The sequence below is a fragment of the Pseudomonas linyingensis genome, assembly GCF_900109175.1.
Taxonomy (GTDB): Bacteria; Pseudomonadota; Gammaproteobacteria; order Pseudomonadales; family Pseudomonadaceae; genus Geopseudomonas; species Geopseudomonas linyingensis.
The window spans coordinates 1-18,444 of record NZ_FNZE01000018.1 but is presented as its reverse complement, the minus strand read 5'-3'; the positions used below and the strand labels follow the sequence as shown (position 1 = coordinate 18,444).

Below are 18,444 nucleotides of genomic sequence, written 5' to 3'. Positions count from 1 at the left end.
TGGAGCAACGGAGCGCTGCATTTCCTGGTGCAGCGCTCCGTTGCCCGCCGGGGACTCAGGCGCGCAACAGCGCCTTGGCCATCTTCTCGGACAGCTGCTCCTCGCGGAATTGCGGCTCGTTCGGCGGATACAGGGCGTCCTCGATGAAGCTGAAGCCGCTCTCCTTGCCGAGGGCGATCACTTCGCGGACCTTCTCGCAGGCTTTCAACTTCTCGGCCAGGGCCTGATCGGCGCGGGCTTTATCCGAGAAGGCTTTGATTTCCTTGACTGACATGCTGCTCTCTCTCTGTCGCGGTTGACGGAAGGCAAGTCTCGACCGGCACCTGCCCGCGTCCTTCAATGCAACATTGATGCCTTGTGGGATTCCTTGTAAATCAATGGCTTGCGTGAGAAATGCTTGTCGCGTTGGCGACAATCGCACAGCCGGGCGTTGCAGCAATCCGCACAAGCGCTCAGCCCAGCAGCGCCACCGCCTTGATCTGCGCCCACAGCCGCTGCCCCGCGGCGATGCCGAGCTGGTCGGCGGAGCGCCGGGTGATCCGCGCCAGCAGCGGGGTGCCGTCGGCATCCAGGCGCACCAGCACGTGCGCCGGGGTGTCGGCGGCGGCCAGCGCCTGCACCGTGGCCGGCAGCAGGTTGGTGATGCTGGTGCCCTCGGCGCGCGCCAGCGCCAGGCTGACGTCGCGGGCATGCACGCGAAAGCGCAACCGCTGGCCGAGCGCCTCCGGACGGCGGGCGACCAGCACCTCGCCGCCGGGGAACACCAGGCGGGTGAGGTGGTAGGCCTCGTCGTGCCCGGCCACCAGCGCTTCGACGACCACCCCGGCGTCCTCGCCGAAGGCGGTGGGCAGATCGAGGCGCGCCAGGGTTTCCTGCAGGCCGCCCTGGGCGACCAGCCGGCCCTGGTCGAGCAGCACCACGTGGTCGGCCAGACGCGCCACCTCGTCCGGCGCATGGCTGACGTAGAGGATGGGAATGTCCAGCTCGTCGTGCAGGCGTTCCAGATAAGGGAGGATCTCGTTCTTGCGCTTGAGGTCGAGCGCCGCCAGCGGCTCGTCCATCAGCAGCAGGCGCGGGCTGGTGAGCAGCGCGCGGGCGATGCCGACGCGCTGGCGCTCGCCGCCGGACAGGCGCTCGGGCATGCGCTCGAGCAGGTGGCCGATGCCGAGCAGCTCGAGCACCCGATCCCACTCCACCCGCCGCGTCGCTCGGTCGACCCGGCGCAGGCCGTATTCCAGATTGCGCCGCACGTTCAGGTGGGGAAACAGGCTGGCTTCCTGGAATACGTAGCCGAGCGCGCGCCGGTGCGGCGGCACGAACACGCCGCTGGCGCTGTCCTGCCACAGCTCGCCGTTGACTTCCAGGCGCGCCTCGGCGGCCCGCTCCAGGCCGGCGACGCAGCGCAGGCAGGTGGTCTTGCCCGAGCCGGAGTGGCCGAACAGTGCGGTGACGCCGCGTCCCGGCAGGTTGAGATCGACATCCAGGCTGAAGCCGGCAAAGGTCCGGCGAAAGCGCGCGTGGATGCCGACATCGGCGCGCTCGGCGGCGCTGGCGACAGTGGGTTCGGTCAGCGTGTGCATGGTGACTCCTTCATTCAGCGCGTTCAGCCGCGCCAGCCCTGTTTCAGTCGGCTGGTGTAGAGCACCAGCAGCACCACGAAGGAGAATGCCAGCATGCCGCCGGCCAGCCAGTGCGCCTGGGCGTACTCCATGGCCTCGACGTGATCGTAGATCTGTACCGACACCACGCGGGTCTTCTCCGGGATGTTGCCGCCGATCATCAGCACCACGCCGAATTCGCCGACGGTGTGGGCGAAGCCAAGGATCGCCGCGGTGACGAAGCCGGGTTTGGCCAGTGGCAGTACGACCGTGAAGAAGGTATCCACGGGCCCGGCGCGCAGGGTCGCCGCCACTTCCAGCGGGCGTTCGCCGATGGCCTCGAAGGCGTTCTGCAGGGGCTGCACGACGAACGGCAGCGAGTAGAACACCGAGGCCACCACCAGACCGGCGAAGGTGAAGGGCAGGGTGCCCAGGCCCAGGCTCTGGGTCAGCTGGCCGATGAAGCCGTGCGGGCCCATCGCCACCAGCAGGTAGAAGCCCAGCACGGTGGGCGGCAGCACCAGGGGCAGGGCGACCACCGCACCGATGGGGCCCTTCCACTTCGAGCGGGTGCGCGCCAGCCACCAGCCGATCGGCGTGCCGATCAGCAGCAGCAGCACGGTGGTCAGCGTGGCCAGCTTGAGGGTCAGCCAGATCGCTGCGAGGTCGACACTGTCGAGCGGGACCATGCCGCGGCTCCTTGTTCGGTCAGAGAGCGTAGCCGTAGGAGCGGATCAGCGCGCTCGCCTTCGGCCCCTTGAGGTAGTCGACCAGCGCCGCCGCGGCCGGGTTGTGCTGGCCCTTGGCGAGAATCACCGCATCCTGGCGGATCGGCGCATGGTACTCGGCCGGTACGATCCAGGCCGAGCCGCTGGCGACCTTGCCGTCCCGGTACACCTGCGACAGGGCGATGAAGCCCAGCTCGGCGTTGCCGGTGGCGACGAACTGGTGCGTCTGGGTGATGTTCTCGCCCAGCACCAGGCGCCCCTTCAGGTCTTCCTCGGCGATGCCGAGTTTGGCCAGGGCGGCCTGCGCGGCCACGCCGTAGGGCGCGGTCTTCGGGTTGGCCAGCGCCAGGTGCTTGAACTGATCCTTTTTCAACACCGCGCCCTGGTCGTCGACGTAGCCCGGCGTGGCCGACCACAGCACCAGGGTGCCGATGGCATAGGTGAAGCGCGATCCCGGCACACTGGCGGCTTCCTGTTCCAGCTTCAGCGGGGTGCTGTCGTCGGCGGCGAGGAAGACCTCGAAAGGCGCGCCGTTGTGGATCTGCGCGTAGAACTTGCCGGTGGCGCCGAAGGCGAGCAGGGCCTTGTGCCCGGTGTCCTTCTCGAACTCGGCGGCGATGGCCTGCATCGGCGCGGTGAAGTTGGCGGCGACGGCGACCTGGACCTCGCCGGCCTGGGCAGCCGCGAGCGGCATCAGGCTAAGCAGCAGGGCGGCGCAGCGCCGGGAAAATCCGTTTCTCATGGTGATGACCTCATTTCAATCGATGGCGATGATGACGTGGGATGCCTTGATCAGCGCCGTGCAGGGTTGCCCGGTGGCCAGGCCCAGCTCGCTGACGCTGTCGAGGGTGACTACCGCGCTGAGGGTGCGCCCGCCCGGCAGCAGCAGTTTCACCTCGCAGTTCACCGCGCCGGGAATCAGCGCGCAGATGGTGCCGGTCAGGCGATTGCGCGCGCTGATCTTCACCTGCGGATCGGGCGAGAGCAGCACGAAGCTGGCCTTGATCAGCGCCATGGCGGTCTTGCCCGGAGCCAGTTGCAGCTCGTCGATGCTGTCGTTGGTCAGGGTGGCGACGATGTTCAGTCCATCGCCCAGATCGAGGGTCAGGATGCCGTTGACGGCGCCTTTCTCGACTTGGCTGATGCGGCCGCGGAACTGGTTGCGTGCGCTGGTCTTCATGGCGATGGCCCTCAACAGGCGGTCGATGTCGTCGAACTGTTCGATGCCCTGGGCCACCTGGGCGAGAAAGCGCTCGTACTCGCTCTGCATGCGCCGCCAGACGTGGAGCATCTCGCGGCCGAAGTCGGTCAGCCGGGTACCGCCGCCCTGCGCACCGCCGGCGGAGCAGACCACCAGCGGCCGCTCCGACAGGTTGTTCATGGCGTCCACCGCATCCCAGGCGGCCTTGTAGCTGAGCTTGATCTGCTTGGCGGCGCGGCTGATCGAGCCGGTGGCCTCGATCTGTTCCAGCAGCTCGATGCGCTTGCCGCCCAGGTAGCCCTTTTCGTCGCGGTTGAACCAGAGCTGGCCATCCACGCGCAGTGGGCCGGGTGTCTGTGGGTCGCTCATGGCATCTCCTTGTTGGCCGGTTGGTGACGATGACGAGTGCAAAAAGGCGACCAGTTCCCGGTTTCCCAGGTGTTCGCCTTTGCAATCAATGGTTTGCGTGCTTTTGCAGGCCTGCCGAGTGGGCGCGTGGTTTGTCCGGGATACGACAGTTTTGCCGGCGCTATGTCGTTTTGTATATAGCGCTACACGCACAGCGCCGCTCGCGGTCGTTGCGCGGTACCGCGGATGTCGTCGTCGCTCTTGTCGCAAACCCGACATTGACCGCAAGGCGTGCTTTTCGCGACAGCCTCGGGCGCCCGGGGGTTTTATCAACTGATTGAAATTAAAGGAATTTCTCTTGTTTCTCGGCGTGGCATGACGGTTGCAACGGCTGTACTGCCGGTTGGCTCAAGCCACCGCGGAGCCGAGGAGAGAAGCCGATGATTACCATGACCGACAGCGCGAAGAGTGCCGTTACCCGCTTCATCAGCAGCACGGACAAGCCGGTCGCCGGCTTGCGTATCCGCGTCGAGGGTGGCGGCTGCTCCGGGCTCAAATACAGCCTGAAACTGGAGGAGAGCGGTGCCGAGGGCGACCAGCAGCTCGACTGCGGCGGCATCACCCTGCTGATCGACGACACCAGCGCCCCGCTGCTCGAGGGCGTGACCATGGACTTCGTGGAAAGCATGGAAGGCAGCGGTTTCACCTTCGTCAATCCGAACGCCAGCAACAGCTGCAGCTGCGGCAAGTCCTTCGCCTGCTAAGCCAACGAATCGAAGTCGCCGGCGACGACCGGCGATCCAGGAATCACCGGAGATCAGCCGTCATGTGGGATTACTCGGAAAAGGTCAAAGAACACTTCTACAACCCGAAGAACGCCGGGGCGGTGGCCGAGGCCAACGCCGTCGGCGACGTCGGTTCGCTGAGCTGCGGCGACGCCCTGCGCCTGACCCTCAAGGTCGACCCGGACACCGACGTCATCCTCGATGCCGGCTTCCAGACCTTCGGCTGCGGCTCGGCGATCGCATCAAGCTCGGCGCTGACCGAGATGATCAAGGGGCTCACCGTCGACCAGGCGCTGAAGATCAGCAACCAGGACATCGCCGACTTCCTCGACGGCCTGCCGCCGGAGAAGATGCACTGCTCGGTGATGGGCCGCGAGGCCCTGCAGGCGGCGGTGGCCAACTACCGCGGCGAGGAGCTCGAGGACGACCACGAGGAAGGCGCGCTGGTCTGCAAGTGCTTCGCCGTCGACGAGGTGATGGTGCGCGAGACCATCCGCGCCAACAACCTGTCCAGCGTCGAGGACGTCACCAACTACACCAAGGCCGGCGGCGGCTGCTCGGCCTGCCATGAAGGCCTTGAGCGCCTGCTCAGCGAGGAGCTGGCCGCCCGCGGCGAGGTGTTCGTCGCTGCGCCGACCAAGGCCAAGTCGAAGTCCGGCCTGGTCAATCTCAACGCCCCGGCCCCGGCCCCGGCCCCGGTCGCCGAGCCGGCCCCCGCCCCTGCGGCGGCCCCCGCGCCCGCCGCGCCGAAGATGACCAACCTGCAGCGCATCCGCCGCATCGAGACCGTGCTGGAGTCGATCCGTCCGACCCTGCAGCGCGACCACGGCGACGTCGAGCTGCTCGAGGTCGACGGCAAGAACGTCTACGTCAAGCTGACCGGCGCCTGCACCGGCTGCCAGATGGCCAGCATGACCCTCAGCGGGATCCAGCAGCGGCTGATCGAGGAACTCGGCGAGTTCGTCAAGGTGATCCCGGTCAGCGCCGCCGGCGCCGCGGCCGCCCATGCCCAGCTGGAGGTGTGACATGACCGCCGTCTATCTCGACAACAACGCCACCACCCGCGTCGACGACGAAGTGGTGCAGGCCATGCTGCCGTTCTTCACCGAGCAGTTCGGCAACCCGTCGTCGCTGCACAGCTTCGGCAACCAGGTCGGCCTGGCGCTGAAGAAGGCCCGGCAGAGCGTGCAGAAGCTGCTCGGCGCCGAGCACGATTCGGAAATCATCTTCACCTCCTGCGGCACCGAGGCCGACTCCACGGCGATCCTCTCGGCGCTCAAGGCCCAGCCCGAGCGCAAGACCATCATCACCACCACGGTCGAGCACCCGGCGGTGCTGACCCTGTGCGACTACCTGGTCACCGAGGGTTACACCGTGCACAAGCTGGCGGTGGACAAGCGCGGTCGGCTCAACCTGGACGAGTACGCCGCGCTGCTGGGCGACGACGTGGCGGTGGTGTCGGTGATGTGGGCCAATAACGAGACCGGCACCCTGTTCCCGGTCGAGGAAATGGCGCGCATGGCCGACGAATACGGGGTCATGTTCCACACCGACGCGGTGCAGGCGGTCGGCAAGGTGCCGCTAGACCTGCAGAACTCGTCGATCCACATGCTCTCGCTGTCCGGCCACAAGCTGCACGCACCCAAGGGCATCGGCGTGCTCTACCTGCGCCGCGGTACGCGCTTCCGCCCGCTGCTGCGCGGTGGCCACCAGGAGCGCGGGCGCCGCGCCGGCACCGAGAACGCCGCCTCCATCGTCGGCCTGGGCGTGGCCGCCGAGCGCGCGCTGCAGTTCATGGCGCACGAGAACAGCGAGATCAAGCGCCTGCGCGACAAGCTCGAGGCCGCCATCCTCGCGGCGGTGCCTTACGCGTTCGTCACCGGCGATCCGGGCAACCGTCTGCCCAACACCGCCAACATCGCCTTCGAGTACATCGAGGGCGAGGCCATCCTGCTGCTGCTCAACAAGGTCGGCATCGCCGCCTCCAGCGGTTCGGCGTGCACCTCCGGCTCGCTGGAGCCGTCCCACGTGATGCGCGCCATGGACATTCCCTACACAGCCGCCCACGGCACCGTGCGCTTCTCGCTGTCGCGCTACACCACGGAAGCGGAGATCGACCACGTGATCCGCGAGGTGCCGCCGATCGTCGCCCAGCTGCGCAAGCTGTCGCCGTACTGGAACGGCAACGGTCCGGTGGAAGACCCCGGCAAGGCGTTCGCGCCGGTCTACGCCTGAGTCGTCGCCCCGCGGGAGATCGCCCCATCCGCAGTTGTTGTTGGAGGAAGCCATGGCCAGCGTGATCATCGACGACACCACCCTGCGCGACGGCGAGCAGAGCGCCGGGGTGGCCTTCAGTGTCGAGGAGAAGATCGCCATCGCCCGCGCCCTCGCCGCGCTGGGCGTGCCGGAGCTGGAGATCGGCATTCCCAGCATGGGCGAGGAGGAGCGCGAGGGCATGCGCGCCATCGCCGCCCTCAAGCTGCCGGCGCATCTGCTGGCCTGGTGCCGGCTGTGCGAGAGCGATCTTGCCGCGGCCCGCGACAGCGGGGTGGGCATGGTCGATCTGTCGCTGCCGGTCTCCGACCTGATGCTCCAGCACAAGCTCGGCCGCGACCGCGACTGGGCCCTGCGCGAAGTGGCGCGACTGGTCGGCGAAGCGCGCCTGGCCGGACTGGAGGTGTGTCTCGGCTGCGAGGATGCCTCGCGCGCCGACATGGAGTTCGTCGTGCGCGTCGCCCACGCGGCCCAGGCCGCCGGCGCACGGCGCCTGCGCTTCGCCGATACCGTGGGGGTGATGGAGCCGTTCGGCATGCTCGAGCGCTTCCGCTTCCTGCGAAGCCGACTCGACCTGGAGCTGGAGGTGCACGCCCACGACGACTTCGGCCTGGCCACCGCCAACACCCTGGCGGCGGTGCTGGGCGGCGCCACCCACATCAACACCACGGTCAACGGTCTGGGCGAGCGCGCCGGCAATGCGGCGCTGGAGGAGTGCGCGCTGGCCCTCAAGCATCTGCACGGCATCGATACCGGCATCGACACCCGCGGCATCCCGGCGATCTCGGCGCTGGTCGAGCAGGCCTCCGGGCGTCAGGTGGCCTGGCAGAAGAGCGTGGTCGGCGCCGGGGTGTTCACCCACGAGGCGGGCATCCATGTCGACGGCTTGCTCAAGCACCGGCGCAACTACGAGGGCCTGAATCCCGACGAGCTGGGGCGCAGCCACAGCCTGGTGCTGGGCAAGCATTCCGGCGCGCACATGGTACGCACCCGCTACCGCGAGCTGGGCATCGAGCTGGACGACTGGCAGTGCCAGGCGCTGCTCGGGCGCATCCGGGTCTTCTCCACCCGGACCAAGCGCAGCCCGCAGGCGCTCGAGTTGGAGGAGTTCCATCGCCAGCTGGGCGAGCAGGGCGCGCCCGTCCTGGCCGCAGGAGGTCTGGCATGAGCCTGCTCGGTGAGTGGCGCGACGACATCCGCTGCGTGTTCCAGCGCGATCCGGCCGCGCGCACCACCTTCGAGGTGCTCACCACCTATCCGGGGGTGCACGCGATCATGCTCTATCGCCTCGGCCATCGCCTGTGGCGGGCCGAGTGGCGCTATGTGGCGCGGCTGCTGTCGTTCGTCGCCCGCCTGCTCAGCAACGTCGACATCCACCCCGGCGCCACCATCGGCCCGCGCTTCTTCATCGACCACGGCGCCGGCGTGGTGATCGGCGAGACCGCCGAGATCGGCGCCGATGTGACCCTCTACCACGGGGTCACCCTCGGCGGCACCAGCTGGCGCAAGGGCAAGCGCCATCCGACCCTCGGCGACGGCGTGCTGGTCGGCGCCGGTGCCAAGATCCTCGGGCCGATCACCGTGGGCGCCGGCGCCCGGGTCGGCGCCAACTCGGTGGTGGTGCAGGACGTGCCGGACGGCTGCACGGTGGTCGGCATTCCCGGCAAGGTGGTCAGGCTGCGCGAGGCCGGCCAGCCCAATCCCTACGGCATCGACCTCGACCATCACCTGATCCCCGACCCGGTGGGCAAGGCCATCGCTTGCCTGCTCGAGCGCCTGGACAGCCTGGAGAAGCAGGTCGAGGCGGGCGGCCTGCTCGCCGCCGGCAGCCAGCAGCAGTACTACCAGGGCTGCAACGCGGACAACAGCATCTGCGAGAGCGACTGCGCCGGCGGCGCGGTGGCCAAGACACTGGGCGCGCCGCGGCGGCGCCTGCCGGGCGAGTGACGGGGGCGGCCATGGATCTGCAGGACTTCAACGGCGACGGCCTGTACTTCGACGAACCGCAGTCGGCCGCGCTCGACCGCCTGCTCGCCGCCGCCGCCGAGCAGTACGCCGAGGGCGGTGCCGAGCCGCCGCTGCTGGCCGCGCAGGCGCTGGCGCCGGACAACCTCAGCGTGCTGGTCGGCCTGTACCGCTTCTACTACTACCAGCACCGCTACCAGGACGCCCTGCACATCGCCCTGCGGGTGATGGCGGTGGTCGGGCCGCGCCTGGGCCTGCCCGCCGACTGGCGGCACATCGACCAGGACGCGCTGGTCATGGCCGCCGCGCGCGGCATCGGCCTGCTGCGCTTCCATCTGCTGGCGCTCAAGGGCGCCGGCTACCTCTGCCTGCGCCTGGGCCGTTTCGAGCAGGGCAAGGCGATGCTCGTCAAGGTCGTCGAGCTGGATACGGACAACCGCCTGGGCGCCAGGCTGCTGCTGGATGTGCTGGCAGCGAACAACGCCGAGATCGTCACTTTCCCTATTGCGGCCACCGCGGAGACACGACCATGACCGTACAAGGCTTTTCCCCGGATTCCGACCTGACGCTGGACGAGGCCATGGAAGACCTGGTGTCTGCCGAAGACTTCCTCGACTTCTTCGGCGTGCCCTTCGACCAGACGGTCGTGCACATCAATCGTCTGCACATCATGCAGCGCTACCACGACTACCTGAGCAAGAGCGGCGATCTGGACAGGCACGACGACAGCGTGCGCCAGGCGGTCTATCGCCAGCTGCTCAGCCGCGCCTACCAGGACTTCGTCGACTCCGACGCGCAGACCGAGAAGGTGTTCAAGGTGTTTCGCATGCACGAGCCGCAGACCACCTTCGTCTCCATCGACCAGCTGCTGAGCTGAGCCAGGGGAGGACAGTGTCATGAGCCTGCCGCTTTTCGAGTACGGCGATGAAGTGCGCGTGGTGCGCAATGTGCGCAACGACGGCACCTATCCGGGCATGGACACCGGCACGCTGCTAATCCGCCGCGGCGCGGTGGGCTGTGTGTACGACGTCGGCACCTACCTGCAGGACCAGTTGATCTACCGCGTGCACTTTCTCGAGTCCGGCCGCACCGTCGGCTGTCGCGAGGAGGAGCTGATAGCGGCGGCGGAGCCCTGGGTGCCCAGCCTGTTCGAGTTCCGCGACAACGTGGTCGCCACCCGCAGCCTGGCCCTGCGCGGCGAGGTGGTGGTGGAAATGGGCCGCCAGGGCAGCGTGATGAAGGTGCTGCGCGACCTGCCGCAGGGCGTTCAGTACCACGTGCACTTCGGCGACGGCCTGGTGCTGCAGGTTCCCGAGCAGAGCCTGGGCGCGGTCGATGCGTCGGCGGAGGTGATCGATGGACAATGATGCACTCCCGAACGGGATTGACGAGCGCTACTACCTGCTGCAGGTGGCGCGCGAGCAGTTCGGCTGCGAGCCGGACAAGCTCGATGCCGAGCAGCTCCGGCAGGCCGGGCGCATCGTCGCCCGCCAGCGGCGGATCGAGGATGCCGTGCTGCGCAGTGGCGAAGCGAGCGGCGTGGTGATTCCCGCGGCGCAGGTCGAGGAGGCTCGCGCGCAGATCGCCAGCCGCTATGCCGATGGCCAGGCACTGCAGCAGGCGCTGGCCAGTCACGGCCTGGACGACGGAGGCCTGCGTGCGGCGCTGGCCCGGGCGCTGAAGGTCGAGGCGGTGCTCGAGCGCATCTGCGCCGGCCTGCCGGAAATCAGCGACACCGATCTGAGCCTCTACTACTTCAACCACCCGGAGCAGTTCCAGCGCCCGGAGTCGCGCGAGGCGCGGCATATCCTGATCACCATCAATCCGGACTATCCGGAAAACACCCGGCAAGCGGCGCGGGCGCGGCTGGAGGCGATTGCCAAGCGTGTGCGCAGCAAGCCGGAACGCTTTGCCGATCAGGCCCTCAAGCATTCGGAGTGCCCCACCGCGCTGCAGGGCGGTCTGCTCGGTTACGTCACGCCCGGCAAGCTGTATCCGCAGCTGGAGGCCAGCCTGTTCTCGCTGGCCGCGGGCGAACTGAGCCCGCTGCTCGAGTCGCCGCTGGGCCTGCACCTGCTGCGTTGCGAAGCGGTGGCCCCTGCCGCCAAGGTGACGCTCGAGGAAGCCCTGCCGCGCCTGCGCGACCGCCTGCAAGACCGCCAGCGCAAGGCGTTCCAGCGGCAATGGCTGGAGCGCCTGTTGCAACAACCCGCCCCCGTGGAGAAGGCTCATGGCTGATACCGAGAAACCCTGCTGTTCCTTCTGCGGCGCGGAAAAAAGCCCGACGGTGCCGCTGATCGCCGGCAACGAAGGCTGCATCTGCGAAGCCTGCGTCAACCTGGCCCATCAGGTGGTGAGCAGCTGGGGGCAGCGCCGCAAGCTGCAGCAGCTGGCGCCACAGCTGCGTACCCCGGCCGCCTACAAGCAGCACCTCGACGAGTCGGTGATCGGCCAAGAGGCGGCCAAGGAAACCCTGTCCGTCGCGGTCTTCAACCATTACCTGCGTCTGCTCAACTGCGACCGCGAGCCGATCTGCCAGCTCGGCGAGGAAGTCGAGCTGGAGAAATCCAACATCCTCATGGCCGGTCCGTCGGGCACCGGCAAGACCCTGCTGGTGCGCACCCTGGCGCGCATCCTCGGCGTGCCGTTCGCGTCGGCCGATGCCACCACCCTGACCCAGGCCGGCTATGTCGGCGACGACGTCGACAGCATCATCACCCGCCTGCTGGAAGCCGCCAACGGCGACGTGCAGCAGGCGCAGTGGGGGATCGTCTACATCGACGAGGTGGACAAGCTGGCGCGACGCAGCGGCGGCGGCACGGCGGTGCGCGACATCTCCGGCGAGGGCGTGCAACAGGCCCTGCTGAAGATGGTCGAGGGCACCGAGGTGCGCATCGCCAAGTCCGGCCGGCGCAGCGAACACGGCGAGGAGCAGGTGGTCGACACCCGCAACATCCTGTTCATCGCCGGCGGCGCCTTTCCCGGCCTGGAGGCGCTGGTCTGCAGCCGCATCCAGCCGAAGACCGGCGGCATCGGCTTCCATGCCCAGCCGCCGCGCCAGGCGCAGCCGTCGATCAACGAGTTGCTAGCCTCGCTGTTGCCGGACGATCTGCACGAGTTCGGTCTGATCCCCGAGTTCATCGGTCGCTTCCCGATCATCACCTTCCTTCAGGAGCTGGATCACGCCACCCTGCTGCGCATCCTCACCGAACCGCGCAATGCTCTGGTCAAGCAGTACAAGCAGCTGTTCGCCTATCAGGGCGTGACGCTGGAGATCACCGCGGCGGCGCTCGACCACATCGCCGACCAGGCCCTGCAGCGCAAGACCGGCGCTCGCGGCCTGCGCGCGGTGCTCGAGGTGGCCCTGCAGCAGACCATGTTCGACATGCCGTCGCAGCCGCTGCTGCGGGTCTGCACCCTGGACCTGGTCGAGGAGGGGGGCGATGCCCGCATCAAGGTGCTGGAAACCCTGGCCGAGGAGGAGGCCAGTGCATTGGCGGTGGACAGCGCTCCGCTGGTCGCAACCAGCACCGAGCCGGCGCGCCTGGCGGCCGACCAGTGAGTGTGGCAAAGCCGACAGACCGGCTCGCAGCGGCCGTCGCGCCGCGTCGGTTTTGCGACAAGGCGTGCCCCGTAAGGAAATAAAGTCCTTTTGAATCAATTGCTTGGTGTTTTTCGCGCAGGCATCGGCGGTGGCCCGATTCCTGCTGGTAGGTAAGGGCCAGCCTGGCCCGCGCCGAGGCAGGCAGCCCCGAATTCGGATCACATGTACGCAGTCAGAGGTGAGTTATGGCCAGGATTGGACTCTTCTTCGGCACCAACACGGGCAAGACCCGCAAGGTGGCCAAAATGATCAAGAAACGCTTCGACGACGACACCATGGCGGACGCGCTCAACGTCAACCGCGCCACGGCCGAGGAGCTGGCCCAGTACCAGTACCTGATCATCGGCACGCCGACCCTGGGCGACGGCGAGCTGCCGGGCCTGTCGGCCGACTGCGAGAACGAGAGCTGGGAGGAATTCCTGCCGCAGCTGCAGGACGTCGATTTCACCGGCAAGACCGTGGCCCTCTTCGGTCTGGGCGACCAGGTGGGTTATCCCGACGAGTTCCTCGATGGCATGGGCATTCTCCACGCGTTCGTGGCCGAGCGCGGCGCCAAGGTGGTCGGCGCCTGGCCGACCGAAGGCTACGAGTTCAAGCATTCCGAGGCGGTGGTCGACGGCAAGTTCGTCGGTCTGGCGCTGGATCTGGACAACCAGAGCGGCCTCACCGAAGAGCGTCTGAGCAACTGGCTGCAGCTGATCGCCGCGGACTTCGACCTGCCGCTGTAAGACGAACGGATTCCGGTCATGCGCCCACGGGCCATGACCGGGCCGCTTGCACCGTAGGCGAGCACTTGGGCGGGGGAGATTGGACGTGCAGAAACAGAAAAGCCCGCATTGAGCGGGCTTTTCTGTTTGATTCACCGATCGAGCCGATCAATGAATCGGGATATGGTCGGAGCGACTGGATTCGAACCAGCGACCTTCTCGTCCCGAACGAGACGCGCTACCAAGCTGCGCTACGCTCCGTGTTGATGGGGCGCATTCTACAGAAAAACTTATGGGGCACAAGGGGTTAGCTGAAAAAAAATCAAAATTTCCGCATCCCGGAATGGCGCGCAAGTGCTGCGGGTGCAGTTGGCCCGGTTGGTGCTAGGTTGGTGCTATAAACCGGTCAGTCGTTTTTCATCCCCAATCACGCGTGGAGCCCCCTTGATGAGCAAGCATGCCGAGAGCGTTTTCGTTCCCTTGAACATCGCCGTCCTGACGGTCAGCGATACCCGTAGCCTGGACACCGATACCTCCGGTGGCCTGCTGGTCGAGCGCCTGCAGGGTGCCGGCCACCATCTGGCGGCTCGCGTGCTGCTCAAGGACGACCTGTACCGCATCCGCGCCCAGGTGGCGCAGTGGATCGCCGAGGACGAGGTGCAGGTGGTGCTGATCACCGGCGGCACCGGCTTCACCGGCCGCGACAGCACTCCCGAGGCGGTGGCCTGCCTGCTCGACAAGCAGGTGGACGGCTTCGGCGAGCTGTTCCGGCAGATATCCTTCGACGACATCGGCACCTCGACCATCCAGTCGCGCGCCCTGGCCGGGCTGGCCAACGGCACCCTGGTGTGCTGCCTGCCGGGCTCGACCAACGCCTGCCGCACCGGCTGGGACGGCATCCTCGCCAGCCAGCTGGATGCGCGGCATCGGCCGTGCAACTTCGTCGCCCACCTCAAGCAGGCGCCGGCCTGCGAGTCGCGCGGATGAGTGCGCTGCTACCGCTGGAAGAGGCGCTGGAGCGCCTGCTGGCGCAGGCCGCGGCCGAGCCGATCGTCGAGACCGAGTGCATCCCCGCCGGCGCAGCCGAGGGGTGGGTGCTGGCGACGGCGCTGGTCGCCGGACTCGATCTGCCGCCCTGGCCGAATAGCGCAATGGACGGCTACGCCCTGCGCCTGGCCGACTGGACCGGCGAGCCGCTGGCGGTCAGCCAGCAGATCTTCGCCGGCCAGGCGCCGGTTGCGCTGCAGCCGGGCAGCTGCGCGCGCATCTTCACCGGCGCGCCGCTGCCCGAGGGTGCCGACACGGTGGAGATGCAGGAGAACGTCGAAGTGCTGGCCGATGGCCGGGTGCGCTTTTGCGAAGAGCTGCGCCTGGGGCAGAACGTCCGCCCGCGTGGCCAGGAGGTGACCAGCGGTGAAGTCCTGCTGGAGGCCGGCAGTCGTCTGGGGCCGGTAGAGCTGGGCCTGGTCGCCTCGCTCGGCGTGGCGCAGGTCGAGGTGCGTCGCCGGCCGCGGGTGGCGCTGCTGTCCACCGGCGACGAACTGGTCGAGCCGGGCCAGCCGCTCGGTGCCGGGCAGATCTACAACAGCAACCGGGCCTTGCTGGCGGCCTGGCTGACCCGGCTGGGCTGTGAGGTGCTGGACGCCGGCATCCTGCCCGACGATCTGGCGCAGACCCGCGCGCGCCTCGCGGCGCTGGGCGCGGCCGACCTGATCCTTTCCACCGGCGGCGTGTCGGTGGGCGAGGCGGACTTCCTCGGCCAGGTGCTGCGCGAGGAGGGCGAGCTGACCCTGTGGAAGCTGGCGCTCAAGCCGGGCAAGCCGCTGACCTGCGGACATTATCGCGGCACGCCGCTGATCGGTCTGCCCGGCAACCCGGCGGCGACCCTGGTGACCGCCGGGTTGCTGGTGCGTCCCTACCTGCTGCGCCGGCTCGGCGCGACGCGTCTCGAGCCGCTGCGCTTCAGCGTGCCGGCCGGCTTCGTCTGGTCGAAGGCCGGCGGGCGTCGCGAATTCCTCCGCGGGCGGCTGGAGCAGGGCAGGGCGGTGCTGCATCCCAACCAGAGTTCCGGCGTGCTGCGCAGCGCCGCCTGGGCCGATGGGCTGGTCGAAGTCCGCGAGGGCAGCACCCTGGCGGAGGGCGATGCGGTGACCTTCATTCCGCTCAGCGAGCTGTTCTGAGCGCGGCCATGACCTCGGGCATGTCGTTGTCATCGGCGCTGGACTAGAGTGAATGCCTGTCCAGGCCGGCTTGCCCGGCTCCATTGGTACTAAGGAGTGTTCCGATGACGATGATGAAAGCAGCGGTATTCGTGGCCCCCGGCCGCATCGAGCTGGTCGACAAGCCGATCCCGCCGGTGGGGCCGAACGATGCGCTGGTGCGCATCACCACCACCACCATCTGCGGCACCGACGTGCACATCCTCAAGGGTGAGTACCCGGTGGCGCCGGGGCTGACCATCGGCCACGAGCCGGTGGGCATCATCGAGAAGCTCGGCAGCAACGTGCAGGGTTACCAGGAGGGTCAGCGGGTGATCGCCGGGGCGATCTGCCCGAGCTTCAACTCCTACGCCAGTCAGGATGGTCTGTCCTCCCAGGACGGCGGCTGCACCTGCCACGGCTACAAGCCGATGGGCGGCTGGCGCTTCGGCAACACCATCGATGGCACCCAGGCCGAATACGTGCTGGTGCCCGACGCCCAGGCCAACCTGGCGCCGGTGCCAGATGGCCTCAGTGACGAGCAGGTGCTGATGTGCCCGGACATCATGTCCACCGGCTTCGCCGGCGCCGAGGCGGCCAACATCAAGATCGGCGACATCGTCGCGGTGTTCGCCCAGGGACCGATCGGCTTGTGCGCCACCGCCGGTGCCAAGCTGCGCGGGGCGAGCATGATCATCGCCATCGACGGAGTGAACGAGCGCCTGCAGATCGCCAGGCAGTTGGGCGCCGACGTCACCCTCAACTTCCGCGAAGTCGACGTGGTCGACGAAATCCTCAAGCTGACCGGCGGCCGCGGCGTGGATGCGGCGATCGAGGCGCTCGGCACGCAGACGACCTTCGAGAGCGCGCTGCGCGTGCTCAAGCCGGGCGGCACCCTGTCCAGCCTGGGCGTGTATTCCAGCGATCTGGTCATTCCGCTGGGCGCCTTCCATGCCGGTCTGGGCGACAACAAGATCGTCACCTCGCTGTGCCCCGGCGGCAAGGAGCGCATGCGCCGGCTGCTCAATGTGGTGGCCTCCGGGCGGGTCGATCTGGGCCTGCTGGTGACCCACGAGTACAAGCTGGAGCAGATCGTGGAGGCCTACGACCTGTTCGGCCACCAGCGCGACGGCGTGCTCAAGGTGGCGATCAAGCCGTTCTGAGGGGTGCCCTGAAGTCGACGAAGCCCGGCCGCGTCCGGGCTTCGTCGTTTGTGGCGCACGCGGCTGCGGCTGGAGCCGGAGGCCGCGTGGCTGCTAACATCGCGCCTTTGCATCAACGCTCAGTCCGAGAGTCGCCATGACCACCGTTCGTACCCGCATCGCGCCGTCGCCCACCGGCGACCCGCACGTCGGCACCGCCTACATCGCCCTGTTCAACCTGTGCTTCGCCCGCCAGCACGGCGGTCAGTTCATCCTGCGCATCGAGGATACCGACCAGCTGCGTTCGACCCGCGAGTCCGAACAGCAGATCTACGACGCCCTGCGCTGGCTGGGCATCGAGTGGGACGAGGGCCCGGACGTCGGCGGCCCGCACGGTCCGTACCGGCAGAGCGAGCGCGGCCACATCTACAAGCAGTACTCGGACGAGTTGGTCGCCAAGGGCCACGCCTTCCCCTGCTTCTGCAGCGCCGAGCGCCTCGATGCGGTACGCGCCGAGCAGATGGCCAACAAGGAAACCCCGCGCTACGACGGCCACTGCATGCACATCGATCCGGCCGAGGCGCAGCAGCGCATCGCTGCCGGCGAGGCCCACGTGGTGCGCATGAAGGTGCCGACCGAGGGCGTCTGCGTGGTGCCGGACATGCTGCGTGGCGAAGTGGAGATCCCCTGGGATCGCATGGACATGCAGGTGCTGATGAAGACCGACGGCCTGCCCACCTACTTCCTCGCCAACGTGGTCGACGACCACCTGATGGGCATCACCCACGTGCTGCGCGGTGAGGAATGGCTGCCGTCGGCGCCCAAGCTGATCAAGCTGTACGAGTACTTCGGCTGGGAACAGCCGCAGCTGTGCTACATGCCGCTGCTGCGCAACCCGGACAAGAGCAAGCTGTCCAAGCGCAAGAACCCCACCTCGGTGACCTTCTACCAGCGCATGGGCTACCTGCCCGAAGCCATGCTCAACTACCTGGGGCGCATGGGCTGGTCGATGCCGGACGAGCGCGAGAAGTTCTCCCTGGCCGAGATGGTCGAGCACTTCGATCTCAGCCGCGTGTCGCTCGGCGGGCCGATCTTCGACGTCGACAAGCTGTCCTGGCTGAACGGCCAGTGGCTGCGCGAACTGCCGGTCGAGCGTTTCGCTGCCGAAATCCAGAAGTGGGCGCTCAACCCGCAGTACCTGATGCAGATCGCCCCGCACGTGCAGAACCGCGTGGAGACCTTCAGCCAGCTGGCGCCGCTGGCCGGCTTCTTCTTCATGGGCGGGGTGAGCCCGGACGCCAAGCTGTTCGAGCACAAGAAACTGTCGCCCGAGCAGGTGCGCCAAGCGCTGCAGCTGATCCTCTGGAAGCTGGAGGCGCTGCGCCAGTGGAACAAGGACAACATCACCGCGATCATCAATGCGGTCGCCGCCTTCATGGGCTGCAAGCTGCGTGACCTGATGCCGCTGATCTTCCCGGCCATCAGCGGGCAGGCCAGCTCGGTATCGGTGCTCGACGCCATGGAGATCCTCGGCCCCGACCTGTCGCGCTTCCGTCTGCGCCAGGCCGTCGAGCTGCTCGGCGGCGTGTCGAAGAAGGAAACCAAGGAGTGGGAGAAGCTGCTGGCTGCCATCGAGTAAGCCGGAAGGGATGGCGGGCCACTCCCGCCATCCCTTCGCTTGAGGTAAGTGTTTGTTCTGCTTGCGAAATCTTTTAAGAAAAAATCGAAAAAAGTGTTGACGGGTTTGCGGGTCGCCATTAACATGCGCCCCGTCTTCACGACGAACCTGGTTCGCAAGTGAAGGCGCTCACGAAAGTGGGGCTATAGCTCAGCTGGGAGAGCGCTTGCATGGCATGCAAGAGGTCGACGGTTCGATCCCGTCTAGCTCCACCAA

Annotated in this window: 20 protein-coding genes and 2 tRNA genes; 16 read left to right on the top strand and 6 right to left on the bottom strand. The window is 67.6% G+C overall.

Features of this window, described 5'->3' with window-relative positions:
• Positions 1–55: 55 nt before the first annotated feature.
• The 5 genes from BMZ19_RS18425 to BMZ19_RS18405 form a co-directional block, all read right to left on the bottom strand.
• A complete protein-coding gene (locus tag BMZ19_RS18425; protein WP_090313049.1) occupies positions 56–274 on the bottom strand; it encodes a Nif11-like leader peptide family natural product precursor in 219 nt (72 codons plus the stop codon).
• Between the two features lie 178 nt (positions 275–452).
• The gene (gene modC / locus BMZ19_RS18420) at positions 453–1,580 is read right to left on the bottom strand and encodes a molybdenum ABC transporter ATP-binding protein (protein ID WP_090313048.1); all 1,128 of its coding nucleotides are present in this window, start codon (positions 1,578–1,580) and stop codon (positions 453–455) included.
• 23 nt (positions 1,581–1,603) lie between these two features.
• A complete protein-coding gene (gene modB / locus BMZ19_RS18415) occupies positions 1,604–2,287 on the bottom strand; it encodes a molybdate ABC transporter permease subunit (protein WP_090313047.1) in 684 nt (227 codons plus the stop codon).
• A 19-nt stretch (positions 2,288–2,306) separates the two neighbouring features.
• Complete coding sequence (modA, locus tag BMZ19_RS18410) at positions 2,307–3,068, bottom strand: molybdate ABC transporter substrate-binding protein (protein ID WP_090313046.1); 762 nt, start codon at positions 3,066–3,068, stop codon at positions 2,307–2,309.
• Between the two features lie 15 nt (positions 3,069–3,083).
• Positions 3,084–3,896 carry a TOBE domain-containing protein gene (locus BMZ19_RS18405; protein ID WP_090313045.1) on the bottom strand — a complete coding sequence of 271 codons (813 nt, stop codon included), beginning with the start codon at positions 3,894–3,896 and terminating at the stop codon, positions 3,084–3,086.
• Positions 3,897–4,315: 419 nt separating this feature from the next.
• Here BMZ19_RS18405 and BMZ19_RS18400 point away from each other — a divergent pair, with 419 nt between their 5' ends.
• The 11 genes from BMZ19_RS18400 to BMZ19_RS18350 all read left to right on the top strand — a co-directional run bounded on the left by BMZ19_RS18400 (position 4,316) and on the right by BMZ19_RS18350 (position 13,231).
• On the top strand, positions 4,316–4,639 hold the full coding sequence (locus BMZ19_RS18400; RefSeq protein ID WP_090313044.1) for a HesB/IscA family protein: 324 nt from the start codon (positions 4,316–4,318) through the stop codon (positions 4,637–4,639).
• Between the two features lie 62 nt (positions 4,640–4,701).
• Positions 4,702–5,685, top strand: coding sequence for a Fe-S cluster assembly protein NifU (gene nifU / locus BMZ19_RS18395; RefSeq protein ID WP_090313043.1), 984 nt, complete (start codon positions 4,702–4,704; stop codon positions 5,683–5,685).
• Between the two features lies 1 nt (position 5,686).
• A complete protein-coding gene (gene nifS, locus BMZ19_RS18390; protein WP_090313042.1) occupies positions 5,687–6,895 on the top strand; it encodes a cysteine desulfurase NifS in 1,209 nt (402 codons plus the stop codon).
• 52 nt (positions 6,896–6,947) lie between these two features.
• A complete protein-coding gene (nifV, locus tag BMZ19_RS18385) occupies positions 6,948–8,102 on the top strand; it encodes a homocitrate synthase (protein ID WP_090313041.1) in 1,155 nt (384 codons plus the stop codon).
• Positions 8,099–8,881: a serine O-acetyltransferase gene (gene cysE, locus BMZ19_RS18380; protein WP_090313040.1), complete on the top strand. Its 783-nt coding sequence runs from the start codon at positions 8,099–8,101 to the stop codon at positions 8,879–8,881. Before nifV ends, cysE begins: the two co-directional genes overlap by 4 nt.
• 11 nt (positions 8,882–8,892) lie before the next feature.
• The gene (locus BMZ19_RS18375) at positions 8,893–9,432 is read left to right on the top strand and encodes a hypothetical protein (RefSeq protein WP_090313039.1); all 540 of its coding nucleotides are present in this window, start codon (positions 8,893–8,895) and stop codon (positions 9,430–9,432) included.
• Complete coding sequence (gene nifW, locus BMZ19_RS18370) at positions 9,429–9,776, top strand: nitrogenase-stabilizing/protective protein NifW (protein WP_090313038.1); 348 nt, start codon at positions 9,429–9,431, stop codon at positions 9,774–9,776. Before BMZ19_RS18375 ends, nifW begins: the two co-directional genes overlap by 4 nt.
• 19 nt (positions 9,777–9,795) lie before the next feature.
• Positions 9,796–10,266: a nitrogen fixation protein NifZ gene (locus BMZ19_RS18365; RefSeq protein ID WP_090313037.1), complete on the top strand. Its 471-nt coding sequence runs from the start codon at positions 9,796–9,798 to the stop codon at positions 10,264–10,266.
• A complete protein-coding gene (gene nifM / locus BMZ19_RS18360) occupies positions 10,256–11,137 on the top strand; it encodes a nitrogen fixation protein NifM (protein ID WP_090313036.1) in 882 nt (293 codons plus the stop codon). Before BMZ19_RS18365 ends, nifM begins: the two co-directional genes overlap by 11 nt.
• Positions 11,130–12,461: an ATP-dependent Clp protease ATP-binding subunit ClpX gene (gene clpX, locus BMZ19_RS18355; protein ID WP_090313035.1), complete on the top strand. Its 1,332-nt coding sequence runs from the start codon at positions 11,130–11,132 to the stop codon at positions 12,459–12,461. The genes nifM and clpX overlap by 8 nt, the downstream gene beginning before the upstream one ends.
• A gap of 227 nt (positions 12,462–12,688) precedes the next feature.
• Positions 12,689–13,231 (top strand): flavodoxin, encoded by a 543-nt coding sequence (locus BMZ19_RS18350; protein ID WP_090313034.1) that lies wholly within the window; start codon positions 12,689–12,691, stop codon positions 13,229–13,231.
• 163 nt (positions 13,232–13,394) lie between these two features.
• Here BMZ19_RS18350 and BMZ19_RS18345 read toward each other — a convergent pair.
• Positions 13,395–13,471: transfer RNA gene (locus tag BMZ19_RS18345), tRNA-Pro, on the bottom strand.
• Positions 13,472–13,657: 186 nt separating this feature from the next.
• Here BMZ19_RS18345 and moaB point away from each other — a divergent pair.
• The 5 genes from moaB to BMZ19_RS18320 all read left to right on the top strand — a co-directional run bounded on the left by moaB (position 13,658) and on the right by BMZ19_RS18320 (position 18,443).
• Positions 13,658–14,197 (top strand): molybdenum cofactor biosynthesis protein B, encoded by a 540-nt coding sequence (gene moaB, locus BMZ19_RS18340; RefSeq protein WP_090313033.1) that lies wholly within the window; start codon positions 13,658–13,660, stop codon positions 14,195–14,197.
• Positions 14,194–15,390, top strand: coding sequence for a molybdopterin molybdotransferase MoeA (locus BMZ19_RS18335; protein WP_090313032.1), 1,197 nt, complete (start codon positions 14,194–14,196; stop codon positions 15,388–15,390). The genes moaB and BMZ19_RS18335 overlap by 4 nt, the downstream gene beginning before the upstream one ends.
• Before the next feature lie 104 nt (positions 15,391–15,494).
• Positions 15,495–16,571 carry an NAD(P)-dependent alcohol dehydrogenase gene (locus BMZ19_RS18330; RefSeq protein WP_090313031.1) on the top strand — a complete coding sequence of 359 codons (1,077 nt, stop codon included), beginning with the start codon at positions 15,495–15,497 and terminating at the stop codon, positions 16,569–16,571.
• 136 nt (positions 16,572–16,707) lie between these two features.
• On the top strand, positions 16,708–18,189 hold the full coding sequence (gltX, locus tag BMZ19_RS18325) for a glutamate--tRNA ligase (RefSeq protein WP_090313030.1): 1,482 nt from the start codon (positions 16,708–16,710) through the stop codon (positions 18,187–18,189).
• A gap of 178 nt (positions 18,190–18,367) precedes the next feature.
• Positions 18,368–18,443, top strand: a tRNA-Ala gene (locus BMZ19_RS18320).
• Position 18,444: the final 1 nt, after the last annotated feature.

What these genes read in the sequence shown, in the direction of transcription:
- BMZ19_RS18425 (WP_090313049.1), bottom strand. Translation starts at nt 274, where the DNA reads ATGTCAGTCAAGGAAATCAAAGCCTTCTCGGATAAAGCCCGCGCCGAT.
- modC (WP_090313048.1), bottom strand. Translation starts at nt 1,580, where the DNA reads ATGCACACGCTGACCGAACCCACTGTCGCCAGCGCCGCCGAGCGCGCC.
- modB (WP_090313047.1), bottom strand. Translation starts at nt 2,287, where the DNA reads ATGGTCCCGCTCGACAGTGTCGACCTCGCAGCGATCTGGCTGACCCTC.
- modA (WP_090313046.1), bottom strand. Translation starts at nt 3,068, where the DNA reads ATGAGAAACGGATTTTCCCGGCGCTGCGCCGCCCTGCTGCTTAGCCTG.
- BMZ19_RS18405 (WP_090313045.1), bottom strand. Translation starts at nt 3,896, where the DNA reads ATGAGCGACCCACAGACACCCGGCCCACTGCGCGTGGATGGCCAGCTC.
- BMZ19_RS18400 (WP_090313044.1), top strand. Translation starts at nt 4,316, where the DNA reads ATGATTACCATGACCGACAGCGCGAAGAGTGCCGTTACCCGCTTCATC.
- nifU (WP_090313043.1), top strand. Translation starts at nt 4,702, where the DNA reads ATGTGGGATTACTCGGAAAAGGTCAAAGAACACTTCTACAACCCGAAG.
- nifS (WP_090313042.1), top strand. Translation starts at nt 5,687, where the DNA reads ATGACCGCCGTCTATCTCGACAACAACGCCACCACCCGCGTCGACGAC.
- nifV (WP_090313041.1), top strand. Translation starts at nt 6,948, where the DNA reads ATGGCCAGCGTGATCATCGACGACACCACCCTGCGCGACGGCGAGCAG.
- cysE (WP_090313040.1), top strand. Translation starts at nt 8,099, where the DNA reads ATGAGCCTGCTCGGTGAGTGGCGCGACGACATCCGCTGCGTGTTCCAG.
- BMZ19_RS18375 (WP_090313039.1), top strand. Translation starts at nt 8,893, where the DNA reads ATGGATCTGCAGGACTTCAACGGCGACGGCCTGTACTTCGACGAACCG.
- nifW (WP_090313038.1), top strand. Translation starts at nt 9,429, where the DNA reads ATGACCGTACAAGGCTTTTCCCCGGATTCCGACCTGACGCTGGACGAG.
- BMZ19_RS18365 (WP_090313037.1), top strand. Translation starts at nt 9,796, where the DNA reads ATGAGCCTGCCGCTTTTCGAGTACGGCGATGAAGTGCGCGTGGTGCGC.
- nifM (WP_090313036.1), top strand. Translation starts at nt 10,256, where the DNA reads ATGGACAATGATGCACTCCCGAACGGGATTGACGAGCGCTACTACCTG.
- clpX (WP_090313035.1), top strand. Translation starts at nt 11,130, where the DNA reads ATGGCTGATACCGAGAAACCCTGCTGTTCCTTCTGCGGCGCGGAAAAA.
- BMZ19_RS18350 (WP_090313034.1), top strand. Translation starts at nt 12,689, where the DNA reads ATGGCCAGGATTGGACTCTTCTTCGGCACCAACACGGGCAAGACCCGC.
- moaB (WP_090313033.1), top strand. Translation starts at nt 13,658, where the DNA reads ATGAGCAAGCATGCCGAGAGCGTTTTCGTTCCCTTGAACATCGCCGTC.
- BMZ19_RS18335 (WP_090313032.1), top strand. Translation starts at nt 14,194, where the DNA reads ATGAGTGCGCTGCTACCGCTGGAAGAGGCGCTGGAGCGCCTGCTGGCG.
- BMZ19_RS18330 (WP_090313031.1), top strand. Translation starts at nt 15,495, where the DNA reads ATGACGATGATGAAAGCAGCGGTATTCGTGGCCCCCGGCCGCATCGAG.
- gltX (WP_090313030.1), top strand. Translation starts at nt 16,708, where the DNA reads ATGACCACCGTTCGTACCCGCATCGCGCCGTCGCCCACCGGCGACCCG.